A 16317-nucleotide genomic window follows, 5' to 3' on the forward strand; every position below is an offset into this window, starting at 1 on the left:
GCTCCCCGCCGCTAATCAGTCTTGAAAAATGTGCCTTAAAAACACCGTGAACCAAAGCGCTCATTTGAGACCGTGGTGTTGCCTATTTGGCATCAAGAGCCGGCAACTGATCTTTCAAGGCGAGCACGGCATGATCGAAGAACATCCCGGGTGCCAGCGCGAGCGCGCGCAGTGAAGAGGTTACCACACACAGGCGATCAGCCTGAAGCGGCTTGTCGCTCAAGGGCTTGAAGATCAATGCGCCGCTTTCGATGTCGTCCTCGCAGCCGATCCGGGTCTGGAATCCGATCACCTGTTCTTCCCTGGCCAGGGCCCGCATCAGCCTGAGTGAGTTGGCCTCCACATAGGTGCGCGAAACCCTCGGAATATGCGCCCGCACCAGGTCTATACGGGTGCGCAGCGAGAGACCTTCGGCAGGAAGCGCGACTGGAAATTTCAGACAGTCCTGCAAGCACAGGGCCCTGGCGTCGCAGAGCGGATGGTCCGGACGCATCAGTGCACCGATCGCCAGATCGTGATGAAAGGCGATCGTCAGCGTGGAAGTCTGAGGCGGATCGAAGGTGAAACCAACATCGGCTTCCGCGGCTTCCACCTTTCGCGCAGCCTCCTGCGAGGACGATATCGAGACGTTGACGTGAATGCCCGGATAGCGCTTGCGGAAACTGCTGATGACCGCCGGCAGCAGTCTTTCCGCGACGCTTTCGACACTGGCGATCGAGACGGTGCCGCGCCGCAGCCCCTTCAGGGCGTCGAGTTCGGCAACCGTGCCGTCGAAATCCGAATAGGTGCGGCGGACATGGGCAAGAAGAACTTCCCCCGCCTGAGATAGCCGCAGGCGGCGGCCGACCCTGTCGAACAATTGTAGTCCGAGCGCCTCCTCCAGCCAGAGCACCTGCCGGTTTATCGCGGAAGAAGCCACATTCAGTTCCCGGGAAGCCGCCCGGATCGATCCGGCTTCGGCGACCGCCAGAAAGTAGCGCATCGCCGGGCTGTAGAGATTGCGGGACAGATCCTGGGCGCGGCCGGAACGCATATCGGGCGCTCTTAGGGGACCAGCACCGTGGTGCCGGTCGTCTTTCGCCCTTCCAGGTCCCTGTGCGCCTGGGCGGCATCCGCCAGGCGGTATTCCTGGTTGACCTCGATCTTTACGATCCCCTTCAGCACCACGTCGAACAATTCACCCGCGGTTGCCTCCAGGTCTTCCCGGCTGGCAATATAATTGAACAGGGTCGGACGGGTTGCGAACAGCGAACCCTTCTGTGCCAGAAGCGCAAGATTGAAATCCCTGATGGGTCCTGAGGACTGACCAAAGCTGACCCACAGGCCGCGTGGTTTCAAACAGTCCAGTGATCCGGGACAGGTGTCATGGCCCACAGAATCATAGACTACGTCGCAGCCTTTGCCGCCGGTAATTTCCTTCACCCGTTCGACGAAATTTTCCGTGCGATAGTTGATCATGTGCTGATAGCCATGCGCTTGCGCAAGCGCGATCTTGTCGTCCGATCCGGCGGTGCCGATCACGGTCGCACCGAGATGGGCGGCCCACTGTCCGGCAATCAGGCCGACGCCGCCAGCCGCTGCGTGAAACAGCAGCGTTGTTTCGGGCCCTACCCTGAATGTCTGCCGAAGCAGGTATTGCGCGGTCATGCCCTTCAGCATCATTCCGGCCGCAGTCTTGTCATCGATGCCGTCCGGGATCACCACAAGCCTGTCCGCCGGAACAAGGCGTTCCTGCGCATATGCGCCGAGTGGACCGACATAGGCAACCCGGTCGCCGGGCTTCAGATGGCTGACGCCCTCGCCCACGGTCTGCACGATGCCGGCACCCTCGTTGCCCGGGCTGAAAGGCGTGCCATTGGGAGCCGGATAAAGACCGGACCGGAAATAGGTGTCGATGAAGTTCAGTCCGATGGCCGTTTGGTGAATGCGGACTTCTCCGGGGCCGGGTTCAGCCACGTCGATCTTTTCCCAGCGCATCACATCCGGACCGCCAATTTCATGAACGCAGATAGCTTGAACCATTTTGACTTCTCCACCGTGTTCGGCTTCCGACCCTGATCGGGTTCGTGTGTGTTGGTGATTTGTGTGAACAGTAGTGAACTCGGCGCCGGTCGAAAAGACCATTTCGAAAGAGATATGGCGTGTGGAAACGCGCGCACCCCCGAGCACCTTCGATCAGGTGCCGCTTTCGGCTGACGGACGTCCGGCGCCGGTCTGAATTTCTTTAAATGAAACCGTGATTCAGAGGGTTAGTCGACCCGGTCAAGCAGTTGCTGGACAGCCGAGACACAGAACAGGTAGAGACTGGCCGCCGCGAACACCAGCGCCGAAGGACCGGTCAGGGACATGCCGTTCAGGATCGCATAGCCGGCGAGCCCCATCCAGAGGAGCGTGACGGACAAGGTGACGGGACGCCAGCGTTTCACGCGCACGGGGTGCACGAAGCGGACCGGCGCAAACGTTAGCGCGCAGCACAACAGCACGGCGAAGATGGTGAATCCTTCAGATGGCGACAACACCATCAGGCCGAAGACGGCCATGTTCCAGCCTGCCGGAAATCCCTTGAACGACCCGTCCGGGGTCTTCATGCCGTTGTCGGCAAAATAGAGCGCGCCGGTAAAGACCACGAGGCCGCCGCATATCCAGTTCCAGGGCTGGCTCAGCATCAGGCTCCAGGAGAGCGCGAAAGCCGGCAGAAAAACATAGGTGGCGTAGTCGATGACAAAATCGAGCGAAGCCCCGGACCAGCGCGGCAGCCGCTCCGCGATATTGTAGCGCCGGGCGAGCGGTCCATCGATGCCGTCGACAAAGAACGCCAGTCCGAGCCAGGCGAACATTTCCGCCCAGTTGCCCTGGGCGCCCGCCAGCAGCGCGACCAGCGCGATCGGGGCCCCGGATGCTGTCAGAATGTGGATCAGGAACAGAGCGGCTTCGGGTCTCTCCTTGCCGGGCGTAATATCTGTCACGGGGTATCCTCACCTAAAAGTTCCAGCCGCGGACTCCCACGGCGGTCGCGCTTTTTGCGTGAGGCACTGATTTTGCCCAAGGACCACACAGACGCTGCATACTGACGTTTATTGCAATCGTATGACAGAGTGAACCAAAAATACAGTCCCGGGGGCGTGCCGGACAAAATTAGGCGAACAGGTGTCCCGTGAGCATCAAAGTGGCGAGCGTCCCCCCCCAAAGCAGCAGACCGGCACCGATGACGGGCGGCAAGGCGCGGCTAGGAAAGGTTTTTTCCAGCGCCATGATGCCCCCCAGCAATGCGATCCAGAGGATGTTCATCAGTCCGACCGCGAACATGACTGTCATGACGGCCCAGCAGCAGCCGAGACAGGCCCGTCCCTGGGCGAGGCCTTCCCGGTAGGCGGCGCCAGTTCGCGGATGATCCGGACCGGCGGGAAATGCCCATCTGGGATACCAGCATCGCGCCAGACAGGCCCGTTTTGCCGGTGTGAACTGATAAAGCCCTGCCGCGATCAGAACCGATGTGGTCAGGGAAAGGCTGGCCGGGGCCATCATGTCGGTCAGCGCCCCTGCCCTCGACAGGCCCCATTGCGCGCCGGTCGCGACAACCGCGTAGCCCAGCCAGACCGTCAGGTATCCGGCCGCCGCCAGAAAAACGGCAACACCGGCCGTCGCCGTTGAACCGCCTTTTTCGGCGACATGGCCATAATAGGCTCTTAGCATGGGAATCGCTGTCGGTAGCATCATGGCAAGAGCCATCATGGCCCACATCAGGAAGATTCTCGCAAGATCGGCGAGGGTCAGATCCGCGCCGGGCATCCCGAAGGTCGCTCCCGCAGGCAGGCAGAGCACGGCAAGGGCCGCCCGCGCTTCCGCCGGCAGACCGGCAAACAGGTTGAAGGCATTGAAGATCCCCATGCCCGGTCCGGTTTCGCTCATGTCCATCACCGGGACCATGTCGGCGATCATGGCGACAAGGTAAGCCCATCCGGCCAGACTGAGAATGCCGACGCAAAATAGAACCAGAGGCCAGGCAAGACGGCCATCGGGGGTCTTTTTCCGGGTATCGCGACGGTCCGGGGTGTCGAAGAGAGATGCCATGTGTAAAAGCCTGCGGGCTCCTGGAGGTGGGCGTTCCAAAAAAGTTTAGCCCGGAACTTCAGGGCCGCCATTGATTTTTCTCACGGCCGAACAATTGACCGGCCTGCCCCTGAACGCGCGACATCCGGCCTGCGCTTATTGGTCCTGTTGAATATTGGATCAAAAGAGACACATTTGGGGAAACTGCCGAACCAGATGGACCTGTCCCATGGCCAAGAAAAAACTGCCTGATCTTTTCGACATTGCCATTGTCGGTGGCGGCCCCTCGGGCCGGATCGCGGCGCTGGCGCTTGCCCGGGAAGGATTTTCCTGCGTCCTGTTCGCGCCGGAAGCACCGCGCGCCGACGGACGCACGACGGCGCTTTGGCGCCAGTCGATCGAATTGTTGCGGCAGCTTGGGGTCTGGGCGGATATCGAGACCCGTGCGGCACCCTTGAAGAAGATGCGCATGATCGATGCGACGGGACGTCTGGTCCGGGCGCCGGAGGTCACGTTCGATTGTGCTGAACTGGACATGGAAGAGTTTGGTTTCAATATCTTGAACTCAGATCTTAATCTGGAACTTGAAAAAAGATGCGCATCGGAGCCGACTCTGACCGTCGTTGCGGAGAGTGTCCAGTCCGTCGAGTACGGAGAGGACCGGGTCCGTCTGTCCACGGCAACGGACAAGGTGGTTTCGGCACGTCTTGCGGTCGCGGCCGATGGCCGCCAATCGCTGCTTCGCGAAAGCGCCGCAATCGATGTGAAGCGCTGGTCCTATCCACAGGTGGCTGTCGTGCTCAACCTTGAACACAGGCTGCCCCACCAGGATGTCTCCACAGAATTCCACACGGCCACCGGGCCATTTACACTTGTGCCGCTGCCTGGTCGCAAGTCCGCGCTTGTTTGCGTGGAGACCGCCGAGGGCGCGGCACGCCTTCTCGCGCTCGCGCCCGAAGCACTGGAACTGGAGCTGGAACACCGTGCGCATTCCCTGCTCGGTGCGTTCAGGTTGGCCTCGGAGCCGCAGAGTTTTCCGCTTTCTGGAATGACCGCCGGGAAACTGGTCGGCCAGCGGCTGGTCCTTGTCGGCGAGACCGCACATGTGTTTCCTCCGATTGGTGCCCAGGGGCTCAATCTTTCCCTGCGCGATATCCTGGATCTCAGGACCGTATTGAAGTCTGCGAGGGCAAAGGACGCCGACCCGGGCGCGGCAACGGTTCTGTCCGCCTACGAGAACAGGCGGCTCGGGGATGTGCGGACCCGAACGAATGCGGTCGATCTCCTGAACAGGTCGCTTTTGACGGCCTTCCTGCCGGTGCAGGCGGCCCGCAGCACGGGCCTTTACCTGGCAGGAAAGATCGGACCGTTCCGAAGGATGCTCATGCGCGAAGGCATGACGCCCGGGAGTTCCTTCCGTCCAGTACGTTGACAAGTCTGGTGCATTGACAAGCCCGGTGCGCTGCCAGATCAGGTGCGCTTCCGGTGATAGGTCAGCGCCATGGATATCATCTGGCGCAGTTCCTCTTCCGGCAGGGGCGTGTTCACCTTGAAATGGACGGACCGGTCGCCGCCATAGGTCAGCTGTGGAAACAGACCGCGCCATTCGGACACCAGGGAAGAGCGGCAATTGACGTAAAGCGCCACGTCGCCGGCCTCGCTCCTGTCGCGGTCGATGCGGATCGTGGTGCCGGTTTTCGGCCGCACGGTCAGATAGCTGGCCTGTCCCCACTTGAGAGTTTCCTGCAGTTCGCCGATCCGCTCGTTTCCCTGGGCGGTTTCGACGATCAGGGTGCGCAACCGTGACAGCGCGGTTCTGACATCCGGGGGATAGCTTTCCAGGAGTTCCAGTACTTCCGGGGTGTCCTTCATGGCCTTTCCTCTGGTCCTCTCGTGAGCGTGCGGGCCGGGTTCAGAACCGGATGTCATCCCAGCGGCAGAAAGCCGCTCGTCAGGGCCCAGATGAATCCCGTGACCGTGACAATGGAAACCGCGGTCCCGATCAGCACGAAACTCGACGCGCGCTGAACATAGGTGCCGTATTGCTGGGCGATGACAAAGACATTCGTTGCCGGTGGCAGGCACGACATCAGCACGGCGGTGGCGATCCAGTTCGGATCGAATCCGCCGAGCCAGGTCAGCAGCAGGAAGACGAGGACCGGATGCAGGACCAGCTTGACGGACAGGACCAGCGGCAGCTCCATGGGAATGCGCCCCATGGGACGCAGCGCGATGTTCACGCCCATGGCGAACAGGGCACAGGGCGCGGCCGCGTTGCTCAGGTAGTGCAGCATGGTGTTGACCGCTTCGGGCGGGCGAACCTCGAGGGCCGCCGCCAGCACGCCCGCGGTCGTCGCGAGAATGAAGGGGTGCGTGAAGATCCGGAAGGCGATTTTCTTGAGTGTACCGAGAATACTTTCGTTCTCGGTCCCCGCGAGCGCCATCAACAAGGGGGCCAGGATGAACATCAGGGCATTGTCGAAGGCAAGGATCAACGCCGTCGGGACGGTCGCCTGTTCGCCGAGAACGGCAAGGGTCAGGCCGGGACCCATGTAGCCGACATTGGAATAAGCGCCCGCGATCCCGAGGATCGTCGATTCGCCGATGCTGCCGCGGGTCGCCACAACGCCGATGCAAAAGGATATAGCGAACACGATGTAGGTCGTGAAGGTCGTCGCGGCGACAAAGGAAACGTTTGCAAGCTGCTCGAAGGGCGTTTCGGACAGGAGTCTGAAAAACAGCGCAGGCAGCGCCAGGTAAACCACGAAGAAATTCATCCAGCTCAACCCGGCCTCGGGAAGGTTCTTGAGTTTGCCAGCGGCAAATCCGATAAGGATCAACCCGAAGAAGGGCAAGGCCAGTGTAATGACGTCCTGCATTCGACTTCCAGAATGTGAGCGTTTTGCTGTTGTGGCGGGTCATGGCGCTTGCATATTGCGCCGGGCTTGGATAAGGACGCGGGACCTGTCGGTCGGAGCGGTGAACCGCATTCCAATCAGGTCTGCGGCCGTATCGCAAGGGCTCAAACGCACGCACCCGGTCGGAGTAGCTTCTTTCTGGGAAGCGCCATAGAACAGGAAACACTCGTTCCAGATGTCCCGGAAAAAACGACAGCGAAATCACCCCAGGCTGACCGCCACGCAAAACTTTGCCGAAGGCATTGCGCTGAAATCCGCCATCTGGATCTTTCGGCTGATTCCGGTGGATCTGGCTTCCTATCTCATGGGTGCGGCCTGGCGCCTGCTGGCGCCACTGAACGCCCGGCACGCGCGCGCCCTGGGGCATCTGGAAAAAGCCTTTCCGGAGATGCCCGGGCAGGAACGCGAGCGGATCGTGCGGGGAATGTGGGAGAACCTCGGCCGTGTCGCGGCGGAGACCTTTCATGTCGACCGGTTGCTGAAACAGGATTTTCGGTTCGAGGCGCAAGCGGACGACATCACGCAAGATGTGCTCAATGGCAAAAGAGCCTGCCTTTTTGTCTCCTTTCACAGCGCCAACTGGGAGCTGTGCGTTCAGCCGGCGGTGGCCAATGGCCTCGAAATTACCGGTGTCTACCAGGCCCTGCGCAATCCGGAGGCGGACAAGGCGCTGCGGGCGCTGCGCGAAAATCTCTACAAGGGCGGGCTGCTGTCCAAGAGCCATGAAACGGCGCGCAGGATCCTGAGCAGGCTCAAGAGCGGAGGCGTCGTTGCCATGATGGGAGACCTGCGGGAAACCCGAGGCATCCAGGTGCCTTTCTTCAACCAGATGGCCTACGCCAATCCCGTTCCGGCCGCCCTCGCCCGGTCCTGCAATGTGCCCATCGTGCTTGGGCGGGTGGTTCGCAAGAAGGGTGTGAATTTCCGGATCGAGGGCCGCGCGATCCAGGTGCCGGTGACCGATGACCGTCAGGCCGATATCGAGGTGGCAACTGCCCGGATCCACGCGATTTTCGAGAGCTGGATCAGGGAGCACCCGGAGCAATGGATGTGGATCCACAAGAAGTGGGCCGGGCCGGGCAAGACATCGGCCGAAAAGCAGGCCAGGCGCGCCGCCGCGGAGAAAACGGTCAGCCCCTGACCCTGTTCACCTTTCGGCGAATGGCTGCAGCGCAGCATCGGCGCTATAGCTTGGTTCAGGACATATACATTTGTTTGAAATGGCCGCAAATCGGCGCCGTTTGAGCGATCCTGAAAGGGATAGCCGATCCGGGCGCCTTGAAAGCAGGTTCGTTGGCCATGCCCATTCAAGCAGTTGAATGGGGCCTGATCCTTTGTACGATGTTGGTGGAGGACCGCAGTTCATGAAAACGCCCGGTGCATTTTTCAAGCCGCTCGCGATCGGTGCCCCGGCCCCTTTCCGGGACCGTCCGGTTACCCTGGAACGCATGATCCATTTCGTGCCCCCGCACGTGGAAAAGATGCGCGCCAAGGTGCCTGACCTGATCCGGACCGTGGATGTCGTGCTCGGCAATCTCGAGGACGCAATTCCCGCCGACGCAAAAACCGATGCGCGTCGCGGGTTTATCAAGATGGCGCAGGACAATGACTTTGGCGCGACCGGTTTGTGGACCCGCGTCAATTGCCTCAACAGCCCCTGGTTCCTGGACGACCTGATGGAGATCGTCCCGGCTGTCGGCGACAAGCTTGATGTCGTCATGCTGCCGAAGGTCGAGGGGCCCTGGGATATCCATTACCTTGACCAGTTGCTTGCCCAGCTTGAAGCCAGATCCGGGCTTTCCAGGCCGATCATGATCCATGCGATCCTGGAGACTGCCGAGGGCGTGAAGAATGTCGAGCAGATCGCTGCCGCGAGCCCGCGCATGCATGGCATGAGCCTGGGGCCGGCGGATCTTGCCGCCTCGCGCGGCATGAAGACCACGCGTGTGGGCGGAGGCCATCCGGACTACGCCGTGCTTTCTGATCCGGACGCAAACGGCGCGCGTACGGCTTTCCAGCAGGACCTCTGGCACTATACCGTTGGCAAGATGGTCGACGCCTGCCTCGCCTACGGCTTGAAACCTTTTTACGGTCCCTTTGGCGATTTTTCGGATACCGCGGCCTGCGAAAGCCAGTTCCGCAACGCGTTTCTGATGGGGTGCCTTGGTGCGTGGTCACTGCACCCGACCCAGATCGACATTGCCAAGAAGGTGTTTTCGCCCGATCCGGCCGAAGTCTCGTTCGCGCGCCGGATTCTGGAGGCGATGCCCGACGGCACCGGGGCCGTCATGATTGACGGCAAGATGCAGGACGATGCAACCTGGAAACAGGCCAAGGTGATCGTCGATCTGGCGAAACTGGTTGCCTCCAAGGACACGGAACTTGCCGCAGTCTACGGTCTTTAGAAAATTGCAAGGCTCGACACTTAAGCTTACAAAGCTTGCAGGCAGGGCATCAAGACGGTATCCCGGCAATGCATGCTATAGCGGACGAAGAACCATGCGTACGGCGAAATTCAGAATTGGTCAGGTCGTCCGGCACCGGATCTACCCTTTCCGGGGTGTTATTTTCGATGTCGATCCGACCTTCAGCAACACGGAAGAATGGTGGGATGCCATCCCCGAGGACGTGCGGCCGACGCGCGACCAGCCGTTCTATCATCTTCTCGCCGAAAACGACGAGACCGAATATGTTGCCTATGTGAGCGAACAGAACCTCGAGGCGGACATGACCGGCGAACCGGTCCGTCATCCGCAGGTCGAGGAAATCTTCGAGGAACAGATGGATGGTTCCTATCTGCCGCGCAGTGTCGAGGTTCACTGACGCCTGTTTCTCATCTTAACGAAAAAGGCCGGATCCCTGGGATCCGGCCCTTTTTTGCTTTTCAGGACCGCGCGGGGGTCTTACTGGCTCTGGTTTTGAGCGTCGATGAGCTTCTGGCGGGCTTCGTCGGCACGCTTCTGCAATTCGCTCTGCAGTTCTTCCTGACGCTTCTGCAGGTCAGCGAGATTCATCGGCTCGCCATCATAGACCTTCGTGAAGCCGATCAGCGTCATCTTGAAGACGATTTCCTTGGCCTGCTGATTGTAAGGCGCAACGATCATTTCACCGCCCTGCTTCATGGTGTTGATGAACGAGTCATCAATTGCCAATTCCGCGTAACAGGCATTGGGAGCACAAATGCTGTATTTGGCCTGGATGGCCTTGCCGTCGTCGATCTGAATGCGCAGACCCGGCTGGAGCAGAACACCGGTGGGCACGGCAGCGAGCAGCTTCTTGCGTGCTTCGCCTTCGGTTTCCTGAATGGCAATGTTGCTCAGGAACTGTCCGGTATTGGTGCGCAGTTCAATCGAAATGAAGCAGACTTCCTTCTGGGTATCCGCGTTGGTGTTACACGCTTTCGTCCAAGGGCTCTTTTCTTCCTGGGCGATTGCGGGAGCACCAGCAAAAGAAGACAGGGCCACGAACGCACCCGTGGCACATCCGTACAATCTTCTTTTCAAAACACTCTTCATCGAAACGTCCTCAATCGTGCGTGTACGAAACTTTCGCGTTGTTCTGAGGCATTCCGGAACCAACCGCAAGGCCCGTTCGAACATTCGAACCGTGAAAAGCATGGTAAGACACCTAATTTGGGCAAGATGGTGGCCGATATGCAACGCAGGTGGAAGCAACGATTCAAACCTGAATATCTTGCTGATAGTGACTGGCCTCGGGCGCGTTCACGTTAACCTTGTGGTACTCTGCCGTGTGAGAATCAACGGAATTCCGGGCGGCAGTCATGCGTTTTTCTATTTTTACCGGCCTCCTCTCCCAGGTGAGCAAGGCATTTGGAAACCTTGCGATCGTCTCCGGCCTGATCGGAGCTGGCTGGGCGATGCCCGCATGGGCCAACGACGAGGACGTGCCGTGGAGCCATGCCATCTCGATGCATGGCACGCCGGCTCTCGGGCCCGGTCAGCCGTTTCCCTATGTCAATCCGGACGCGCCCAAGGGAGGAGCTATCACGCTTGGTGTTCAAGGCACCTTCGACAGCCTCAATTCCTTTATCGTACAGGGCGGCTGGACGTCCGCGCGAGGCATGCGTGAACGGGAATTCGGCAACAACATCCTGGAAAGCCTGATGGTTCGCTCCTATGCGGAACCGTTTTCATTGTACGGATTGCTTGCTCAACGCGTGCGCATGCCCGACAGCCGGGAGTGGATCGAATTCGAACTCAATCCGGATGCAAGGTTCTCCGACGGCTCCCCGGTGACTGTGGATGATGTGATTTTCTCGCTCGAGGTGATCGAGGCCAAGGGCCGCCCGCCCTACCGCAACTGGTATGCAGCGATAGCGGAAAAACAGGTCACGGCGCCAAACCGACTGAAACTTGTTTTTGAAAATGGCGACAACCGGGAACTGCCGCTTCTGATTGCCCTGGCACCGGTCTTTGCCAAGGCCCACACCGATGCGGAAACCTTCGACAAGTCCACGCTGACCCCGCCGGTCGGATCGGGGCCCTATACGTTCAAGACCATCGAGCCTGGCCGTCTGGTGGTCTATGAAAAGAACCCGGACTACTGGGCCCGCGATCTGCCGGTCAAGGCGGGTTTCGACAATTTCGACGAGATCCGCGTCGAGTATTTCCGGGACGAAACAACCCTTCAGGAGGCCTTCAAGAAAGGTCTCGTGAACGCGCTCAAATTCGGCGATCCGACCAGATGGGCAACCGGGTTCGATTTTCCTGCGGCCGAAAATGGCGATGTTGTCAAAAGGGCAATTCCGCTGGGTATTCCGGCGGCCATGCAGGGCATTGCCTTCAACACCCGCCGGGATCAGTTCTCCGACCCGAATGTGCGCAAGGCGCTGCGTATGCTGTTCGATTTCGAATGGGTGAACCGCAACCTGTTCTACGGCCTTTATACAAGGACCGCCGGATACTGGGACAATTCCGAGCTGTCTTCCATCGGCCGCCCGGCAAGCGCGCGCGAGAAGGAATTGCTTGCGCCTTTCCCGGATGCGGTTGACCCGATGGTCATGAACGGTACCTGGCGTCCGGCCGATGCGGACGGGTCCGGCCGGGATCGCAAGGTGCTCAAGGCGGCTCTCGATGTTTTCGCCAGCGCCGGCTACGTTCTGAAAGACCGCAAGCTGGTGAACGGGGACAGCGGCAAACCGTTGTCTTTTGAAATTCTCGCCAAGAACGAGGACGAGGAAAAACTGGCTCTGGCCTATGTCCGGACGCTGGAGCTCCTTGGAATCGAGGCAGGCGTTCGCAGCGTTGATCCTTCGCAATTCGAGGACCGGCGCACGAAGCGCGATTTCGATATGGTGTTCAACACCTGGTATGCGTCGCTGTCCCCTGGCGCGGAGCAGTATGGCCGCTGGTCCACCAAGGCCGCAGACGCGGACGGATCCTTCAATTTCGTTGGAGCCAGGGAACCGGCCATCGACGCGCTTATCGATGAAATCGTTGCCGCCGGCAGCCGCGAAGACTTTGTCGATGCGGTCAAAGCCTTCGACCGCGTGCTGATATCCGGCGCCTACGCAGTGCCGCTCTATCATGTGAAGGACGACTGGGTGGCCTACTGGAACACGGTCGTGCCGCCTCGGCGGGATTCTCTCTACGGGCACGAATACGACACTTGGTGGTCTGCCGAGGCCCAATAATCGGACCAATGGACGAAAGACATTATGAAAGCGACCGAAGAAAAACTGTCTCGGGAATACCATGAAAGCGGAGCCTGGTCCGATGTGCCGCTGGACGAACTCTTCCGGAACACCGCCGAGAAGCATCCCGACCGCACGGCCCTGGTCGATGCGCCGGACCGGGCGACCTGGACCGGCGGCACTCCGAGGAAATTGACCTATGCCGAGGCGGATCGGGAAATCGACCGGCTCGCGGCCTTCTACGCCACTGTGGGCCTGAGTTCCGATCACGTGATCGGCGTTCAGGCGCCCAACACCGTGGACACGGTGATTGCCTTGCTGGCGGCCTTGCGGGCCGATCTGGTCGTGTCGCCGCTGCCGCTGCACTGGCGGCAGAAAAACGTGCTGGAGGCGTTGAACTCCATAGGCGCCAAGGGGTTCATCGCGGCGGACCGTGTTGAAACCAGGGATGTGGGGTCAGCCGCGCGGGACGTTGCCGCCGATCTGTTTTCTCTGCGCTTCGTGTTCGGGCTCGGCAAGGATATTCCGGATGGTCTCATCGAACTGGGACCAATGCTGGCGGAAATGGGTGACGAGCTGGTGTTCACGCCCGGTGAGCGGCCGGAGCCGGCCGACCACACGGCGACGATCTGCTGGAGCCGCAGCGGCGAGGAAAATGTTCCGGTCACACGCTGCCACAATCACTGGATCACGGCAGCCGGCATGATCGTCCACGAGGCCCATCTCAAGGAAGGCAGTTCGATTGTCCTGCCCTATTCCCTGAGTGGACTGACGGGCCTGGGGGGCGGGCTGGTTCCCTGGCTGTTGACGGGCAGCACATTGCATCTGCATCACCCGACCTCGCTGGAAAACCTTGCAGCGCATGCGAACGAAGTCGAAGCGGATGTGGTGATGACACCCGGACCGCTCGCGCAGACGCTTGACCGCAAGCTGACCAATTCGAAGACGACCTTGCTGGCCGCCTGGAACATCGCGGCCCCTCGTCCGGTCGCATTCGTCGCGCGCAGGCGGCTGGTCGACCTTCAAATTGCCGATGAATTCGCGCTCGTCGCCAAGGCGCGAGGTCCTTCGGCAAAAATGAAGGCGACTGCGCTGGGAAAGCATTGCGGGCCTAACGGGTGTGAGAGCGGGCCAGCCCTTCTGGAAATTGCAGTCACCGAGGACGGTGACACGCAACAGCCCGTCCTTCTGGTGAAGGGGCCGGCGGTTCCTGACATCGGCTGGCGTACCATCAACGGAGAAGATCGCCAGGTGCGCTGGGAAGAGACCGGATTTCTCAATACCAACATCAAGGTCGAACTGACCGAAGGCGGTATCTCCGGATTCGGCATACCCGGTCTATATGCCCTGGGTACGGGCAACCTTGAAACCATTGACACCATCTATGCCGACTATCCCGGGATAAGGGAGGCGGCAGCCTTTGTGGTCGAGGATTCGGTGCTCGGCGCCCGGATGTACGCCGCTCTCGTTCCCGAATCTGGTCACGTGCCGGATGCAGGCGCTTTCTTTGCCTATCTGGATGCGGACGGAGTAGACCTTGCCAAGATCCCCCATCGTGTGCTGATTTTACAGTCATTGCCACGGAATTCGGATGGAACAGTCTGCAGAGAACGGCTGACCATGCGAACCCAGCGATTGCCTGCTGCCGTGGCGTAGGTGGGGACAGGGAATGGATGTAGAAACCTCGCTCTCCTGGCGTGGACCTTACTGGTATGCGGGCCGCAGGCCGAAACGCAGCAGTAACGGTGACGCGCCGGAAGATCTTGATGTGTCGTTGCTTAACATGTTCGAGCGGAACAGCCGGATCCCGATGGCCCTGCCCGCTGCCGTCGTTGTCGATGTCGCCTGCCTGGAAACCGGCATTCGAAACGATTTTTTTTCCTGGCTGATTCCCCAGATCCGCACTCTGCCGTGTGATGTGCCGTTCTATCTGCTGACGGGCAGCGAGGACCTGCTGCCGTCCGGGGTGCAGCCTACTGCAATCGTTGACAGGATCGTGCCGGATGAAGTGTTGCTGATGCTGATCTGCATTCATCAACGCGCCCTGCTGCGCTCGGAGGAAGCCCAGCTCCGCCGGCGCATCTTCGGACGCATTCCCGGTTTTGGAACCGCTCCGCATCAATCCGGCACCAGCAGCCTGATGGTCGTGGGTCTCAGCGGCCGCTTTCTGGAATGGCAGGACGCCAGCGACCAGAAAGTCGAAGTCGTCGGTGCCTTCGACGGCAACATGGCCGTCGAATACATGACCAAACGCGCGTTCGACGCCGTGGTAATCGATGCTCCTTTCGATGACGCGGTCGATTACATGCAGCAGATCCGCAGGGATTCCCGCTTCGCCGGCCTGCCTGTTCTTGCCGTGTGCAACCGCGAGGAGGATCTTGTCCAGTTGTTCCGCAACGGGGCGTCCGATGTCCTGGCTGGCGAAAACCGGAAAGAAACGCTCGTTCAGAGATTGAACTCGGCAATCCGGTTTGGAAAACGTCGCCGTCTCGCCGACAGGGTTCTGGCGGAAAGTCAGATGTGGCTGCGGCAGCAGGTAACCGTCGGGGGGCTTGGCGTGTCGGACTACACAACCTATCTGGAAGCCTGCAGCAACGCGCTGGCGGTGCGCGGCCTGGATCTCTGGGAAATGCGGCTTCAACCGGAAAACTTCGGCATCGAGGCAACGTCCGCCGACAACCTTGAAGAAATACACGCCACGCTGCTGTCGGTCGCCGACGCGACCAGCCGGGACGAGGATCTCGTGTGCCTGGTCCGGGAACTCGGACCTGTGGCGGTGTTGAAAAACGAGCAAGGCACCAGACGCCTGCAGAAACGGATCAACTCGATCTTGACGCACACAGTGCTTTAGGGCGTGTCTCCTGCTGCAAGTGCCCCATTTTCCCTTTTTTGCAACATTCGCCTTAACGCTGCCATGAAATCAGGCTTGGCATTTACTTCAGAGCGGTTAGCCTTGAGACACACACCAGCAATCCAGGAAGTCGAATGACCACATCAGCTCCCCTTACAGTCGATATCGTGTCAGATGTGATGTGTCCGTGGTGCTACATTGGCAAACGGCGGCTGGAAGCTGCCTTGCGGGCCGTGCCGCAACTGGACGTGCTGGTCCGCTGGCATCCGTTTCAACTGGATTCCACCCTGCCCAAAACCGGCAAGGACCGGCAGCAGTATCTGAGCGACAAGTTCGGCGGCCTACAGAGCGCCAACGCGTTCTACAGCCAGATCGGTGCGGCGGGTCATGAAGAAGGTATCGACTTTGCCTTTGAAGACATCGCGCTGTCGCCGAACACGCTTGATTGCCACAGATTGATCCTGTGGGCCCGGGATGACGATCTTCAGGACGAGGTGGTCGAGCGCCTGTTCAAGGCCTATTTTCTCGATGGCGAGGACCTGACCCAGTCCGAAACACTGGTCCGCATTTCCCGGGAAGCCGGCATGCAATCCGATCTGGTAGAGCAGCTTCTCGAGACCGAGACCGATCTGGACAAGGTGGAAGCGCAGATTGCCAGCGCGCAGGAGTCCGGTATCACCGGCGTTCCCTGTTTCATCATCGATGGGCGGTTCGTCCTGGCGGGAGCAGAAAAGGCCGAGACGATCGCCGCCGCGCTTGTGCATGCGGAGGAAACCAAAACCAATCCGCAGGCAGCTGCCTCGAACTGAGTTCCGGGGTTCACCCCGAAAAAAGCCCCGCAGGTT

General features: G+C 60.1%; 15 protein-coding genes. 8 read left to right on the forward strand and 7 right to left on the reverse strand.

Annotation, left to right across the window (positions count from 1 at the left end; all coding sequences use genetic code 11):
• Nucleotides 1-82 precede the first annotated feature (82 nt).
• The 4 genes from WNZ15_RS22145 to WNZ15_RS22160 all read right to left on the reverse strand — a co-directional run bounded on the left by WNZ15_RS22145 (nucleotide 83) and on the right by WNZ15_RS22160 (nucleotide 4071).
• On the reverse strand, nucleotides 83-1033 hold the full coding sequence (locus tag WNZ15_RS22145) for a LysR family transcriptional regulator (RefSeq protein ID WP_342895197.1): 951 nt from the start codon (nucleotides 1031-1033) through the stop codon (nucleotides 83-85).
• A gap of 11 nt (nucleotides 1034-1044) precedes the next feature.
• Nucleotides 1045-2022: a quinone oxidoreductase gene (locus WNZ15_RS22150; RefSeq protein WP_342895198.1), complete on the reverse strand. Its 978-nt coding sequence runs from the start codon at nucleotides 2020-2022 to the stop codon at nucleotides 1045-1047.
• Nucleotides 2023-2249: 227 nt separating this feature from the next.
• On the reverse strand, nucleotides 2250-2966 hold the full coding sequence (locus tag WNZ15_RS22155; RefSeq protein WP_342895199.1) for a CDP-alcohol phosphatidyltransferase family protein: 717 nt from the start codon (nucleotides 2964-2966) through the stop codon (nucleotides 2250-2252).
• Nucleotides 2967-3135: 169 nt separating this feature from the next.
• The gene (locus WNZ15_RS22160) at nucleotides 3136-4071 is read right to left on the reverse strand and encodes a DUF2182 domain-containing protein (protein WP_342895200.1); all 936 of its coding nucleotides are present in this window, start codon (nucleotides 4069-4071) and stop codon (nucleotides 3136-3138) included.
• A 208-nt stretch (nucleotides 4072-4279) separates the two neighbouring features.
• On the opposite strand from WNZ15_RS22160, the gene WNZ15_RS22165 reads away from it, so the two are divergent.
• Complete coding sequence (locus WNZ15_RS22165; protein WP_342895201.1) at nucleotides 4280-5482, forward strand: UbiH/UbiF family hydroxylase; 1203 nt, start codon at nucleotides 4280-4282, stop codon at nucleotides 5480-5482.
• A gap of 38 nt (nucleotides 5483-5520) precedes the next feature.
• Here the strand turns inward: WNZ15_RS22165 and WNZ15_RS22170 are convergent, their stop codons facing one another.
• Together WNZ15_RS22170 and WNZ15_RS22175 are read right to left on the reverse strand one after the other, a co-directional pair.
• Entirely contained in the window at nucleotides 5521-5922 is a 402-nt protein-coding gene (locus WNZ15_RS22170) for a DUF1801 domain-containing protein (protein WP_342895202.1), read from the reverse strand.
• Nucleotides 5923-5975: 53 nt separating this feature from the next.
• Nucleotides 5976-6929 carry an AEC family transporter gene (locus WNZ15_RS22175; RefSeq protein ID WP_342895203.1) on the reverse strand — a complete coding sequence of 318 codons (954 nt, stop codon included), beginning with the start codon at nucleotides 6927-6929 and terminating at the stop codon, nucleotides 5976-5978.
• Nucleotides 6930-7143: 214 nt separating this feature from the next.
• On the opposite strand from WNZ15_RS22175, the gene WNZ15_RS22180 reads away from it, so the two are divergent.
• The 3 genes from WNZ15_RS22180 to hspQ all read left to right on the forward strand — a co-directional run bounded on the left by WNZ15_RS22180 (nucleotide 7144) and on the right by hspQ (nucleotide 9791).
• Complete coding sequence (locus WNZ15_RS22180) at nucleotides 7144-8109, forward strand: lysophospholipid acyltransferase family protein (RefSeq protein ID WP_342895204.1); 966 nt, start codon at nucleotides 7144-7146, stop codon at nucleotides 8107-8109.
• A 223-nt stretch (nucleotides 8110-8332) separates the two neighbouring features.
• A complete protein-coding gene (locus WNZ15_RS22185) occupies nucleotides 8333-9373 on the forward strand; it encodes a CoA ester lyase (RefSeq protein WP_342895205.1) in 1041 nt (346 codons plus the stop codon).
• A 94-nt stretch (nucleotides 9374-9467) separates the two neighbouring features.
• A complete protein-coding gene (gene hspQ / locus WNZ15_RS22190; protein ID WP_342895206.1) occupies nucleotides 9468-9791 on the forward strand; it encodes a heat shock protein HspQ in 324 nt (107 codons plus the stop codon).
• 80 nt (nucleotides 9792-9871) lie between these two features.
• Here the strand turns inward: hspQ and WNZ15_RS22195 are convergent, their stop codons facing one another.
• A complete protein-coding gene (locus WNZ15_RS22195; protein ID WP_342895207.1) occupies nucleotides 9872-10585 on the reverse strand; it encodes an invasion associated locus B family protein in 714 nt (237 codons plus the stop codon).
• Between the two features lie 164 nt (nucleotides 10586-10749).
• On the opposite strand from WNZ15_RS22195, the gene WNZ15_RS22200 reads away from it, so the two are divergent.
• From WNZ15_RS22200 to WNZ15_RS22215, 4 genes are all read left to right on the forward strand, one after another.
• Complete coding sequence (locus WNZ15_RS22200; RefSeq protein ID WP_342895208.1) at nucleotides 10750-12621, forward strand: extracellular solute-binding protein; 1872 nt, start codon at nucleotides 10750-10752, stop codon at nucleotides 12619-12621.
• Between the two features lie 24 nt (nucleotides 12622-12645).
• Nucleotides 12646-14277 carry a class I adenylate-forming enzyme family protein gene (locus WNZ15_RS22205; protein ID WP_342895209.1) on the forward strand — a complete coding sequence of 544 codons (1632 nt, stop codon included), beginning with the start codon at nucleotides 12646-12648 and terminating at the stop codon, nucleotides 14275-14277.
• A gap of 13 nt (nucleotides 14278-14290) precedes the next feature.
• Nucleotides 14291-15472 (forward strand): hypothetical protein, encoded by a 1182-nt coding sequence (locus WNZ15_RS22210; RefSeq protein WP_342895210.1) that lies wholly within the window; start codon nucleotides 14291-14293, stop codon nucleotides 15470-15472.
• Nucleotides 15473-15606: 134 nt separating this feature from the next.
• On the forward strand, nucleotides 15607-16281 hold the full coding sequence (locus tag WNZ15_RS22215) for a DsbA family oxidoreductase (protein ID WP_342895211.1): 675 nt from the start codon (nucleotides 15607-15609) through the stop codon (nucleotides 16279-16281).
• Nucleotides 16282-16317: the final 36 nt, after the last annotated feature.

The sequence above is a fragment of the Roseibium sp. AS2 genome, assembly GCF_038900065.1.
Lineage (GTDB): Bacteria > Pseudomonadota > Alphaproteobacteria > Rhizobiales > Stappiaceae > Roseibium.

Excerpts from the sequence above, each read along its gene's own strand:
- WNZ15_RS22180 (WP_342895204.1), top strand. The coding sequence starts at position 7,144 with ATGTCCCGGAAAAAACGACAGCGAAATCACCCCAGGCTGACCGCCACG.
- WNZ15_RS22160 (WP_342895200.1), bottom strand. The coding sequence starts at position 4,071 with ATGGCATCTCTCTTCGACACCCCGGACCGTCGCGATACCCGGAAAAAG.
- WNZ15_RS22185 (WP_342895205.1), top strand. The coding sequence starts at position 8,333 with ATGAAAACGCCCGGTGCATTTTTCAAGCCGCTCGCGATCGGTGCCCCG.
- WNZ15_RS22175 (WP_342895203.1), bottom strand. The coding sequence starts at position 6,929 with ATGCAGGACGTCATTACACTGGCCTTGCCCTTCTTCGGGTTGATCCTT.
- WNZ15_RS22200 (WP_342895208.1), top strand. The coding sequence starts at position 10,750 with ATGCGTTTTTCTATTTTTACCGGCCTCCTCTCCCAGGTGAGCAAGGCA.
- WNZ15_RS22205 (WP_342895209.1), top strand. The coding sequence starts at position 12,646 with ATGAAAGCGACCGAAGAAAAACTGTCTCGGGAATACCATGAAAGCGGA.
- WNZ15_RS22165 (WP_342895201.1), top strand. The coding sequence starts at position 4,280 with ATGGCCAAGAAAAAACTGCCTGATCTTTTCGACATTGCCATTGTCGGT.
- WNZ15_RS22195 (WP_342895207.1), bottom strand. The coding sequence starts at position 10,585 with ATGCTTTTCACGGTTCGAATGTTCGAACGGGCCTTGCGGTTGGTTCCG.
- WNZ15_RS22215 (WP_342895211.1), top strand. The coding sequence starts at position 15,607 with ATGACCACATCAGCTCCCCTTACAGTCGATATCGTGTCAGATGTGATG.
- WNZ15_RS22170 (WP_342895202.1), bottom strand. The coding sequence starts at position 5,922 with ATGAAGGACACCCCGGAAGTACTGGAACTCCTGGAAAGCTATCCCCCG.
- WNZ15_RS22145 (WP_342895197.1), bottom strand. The coding sequence starts at position 1,033 with ATGCGTTCCGGCCGCGCCCAGGATCTGTCCCGCAATCTCTACAGCCCG.
- WNZ15_RS22150 (WP_342895198.1), bottom strand. The coding sequence starts at position 2,022 with ATGGTTCAAGCTATCTGCGTTCATGAAATTGGCGGTCCGGATGTGATG.
- WNZ15_RS22210 (WP_342895210.1), top strand. The coding sequence starts at position 14,291 with ATGGATGTAGAAACCTCGCTCTCCTGGCGTGGACCTTACTGGTATGCG.
- hspQ (WP_342895206.1), top strand. The coding sequence starts at position 9,468 with ATGCGTACGGCGAAATTCAGAATTGGTCAGGTCGTCCGGCACCGGATC.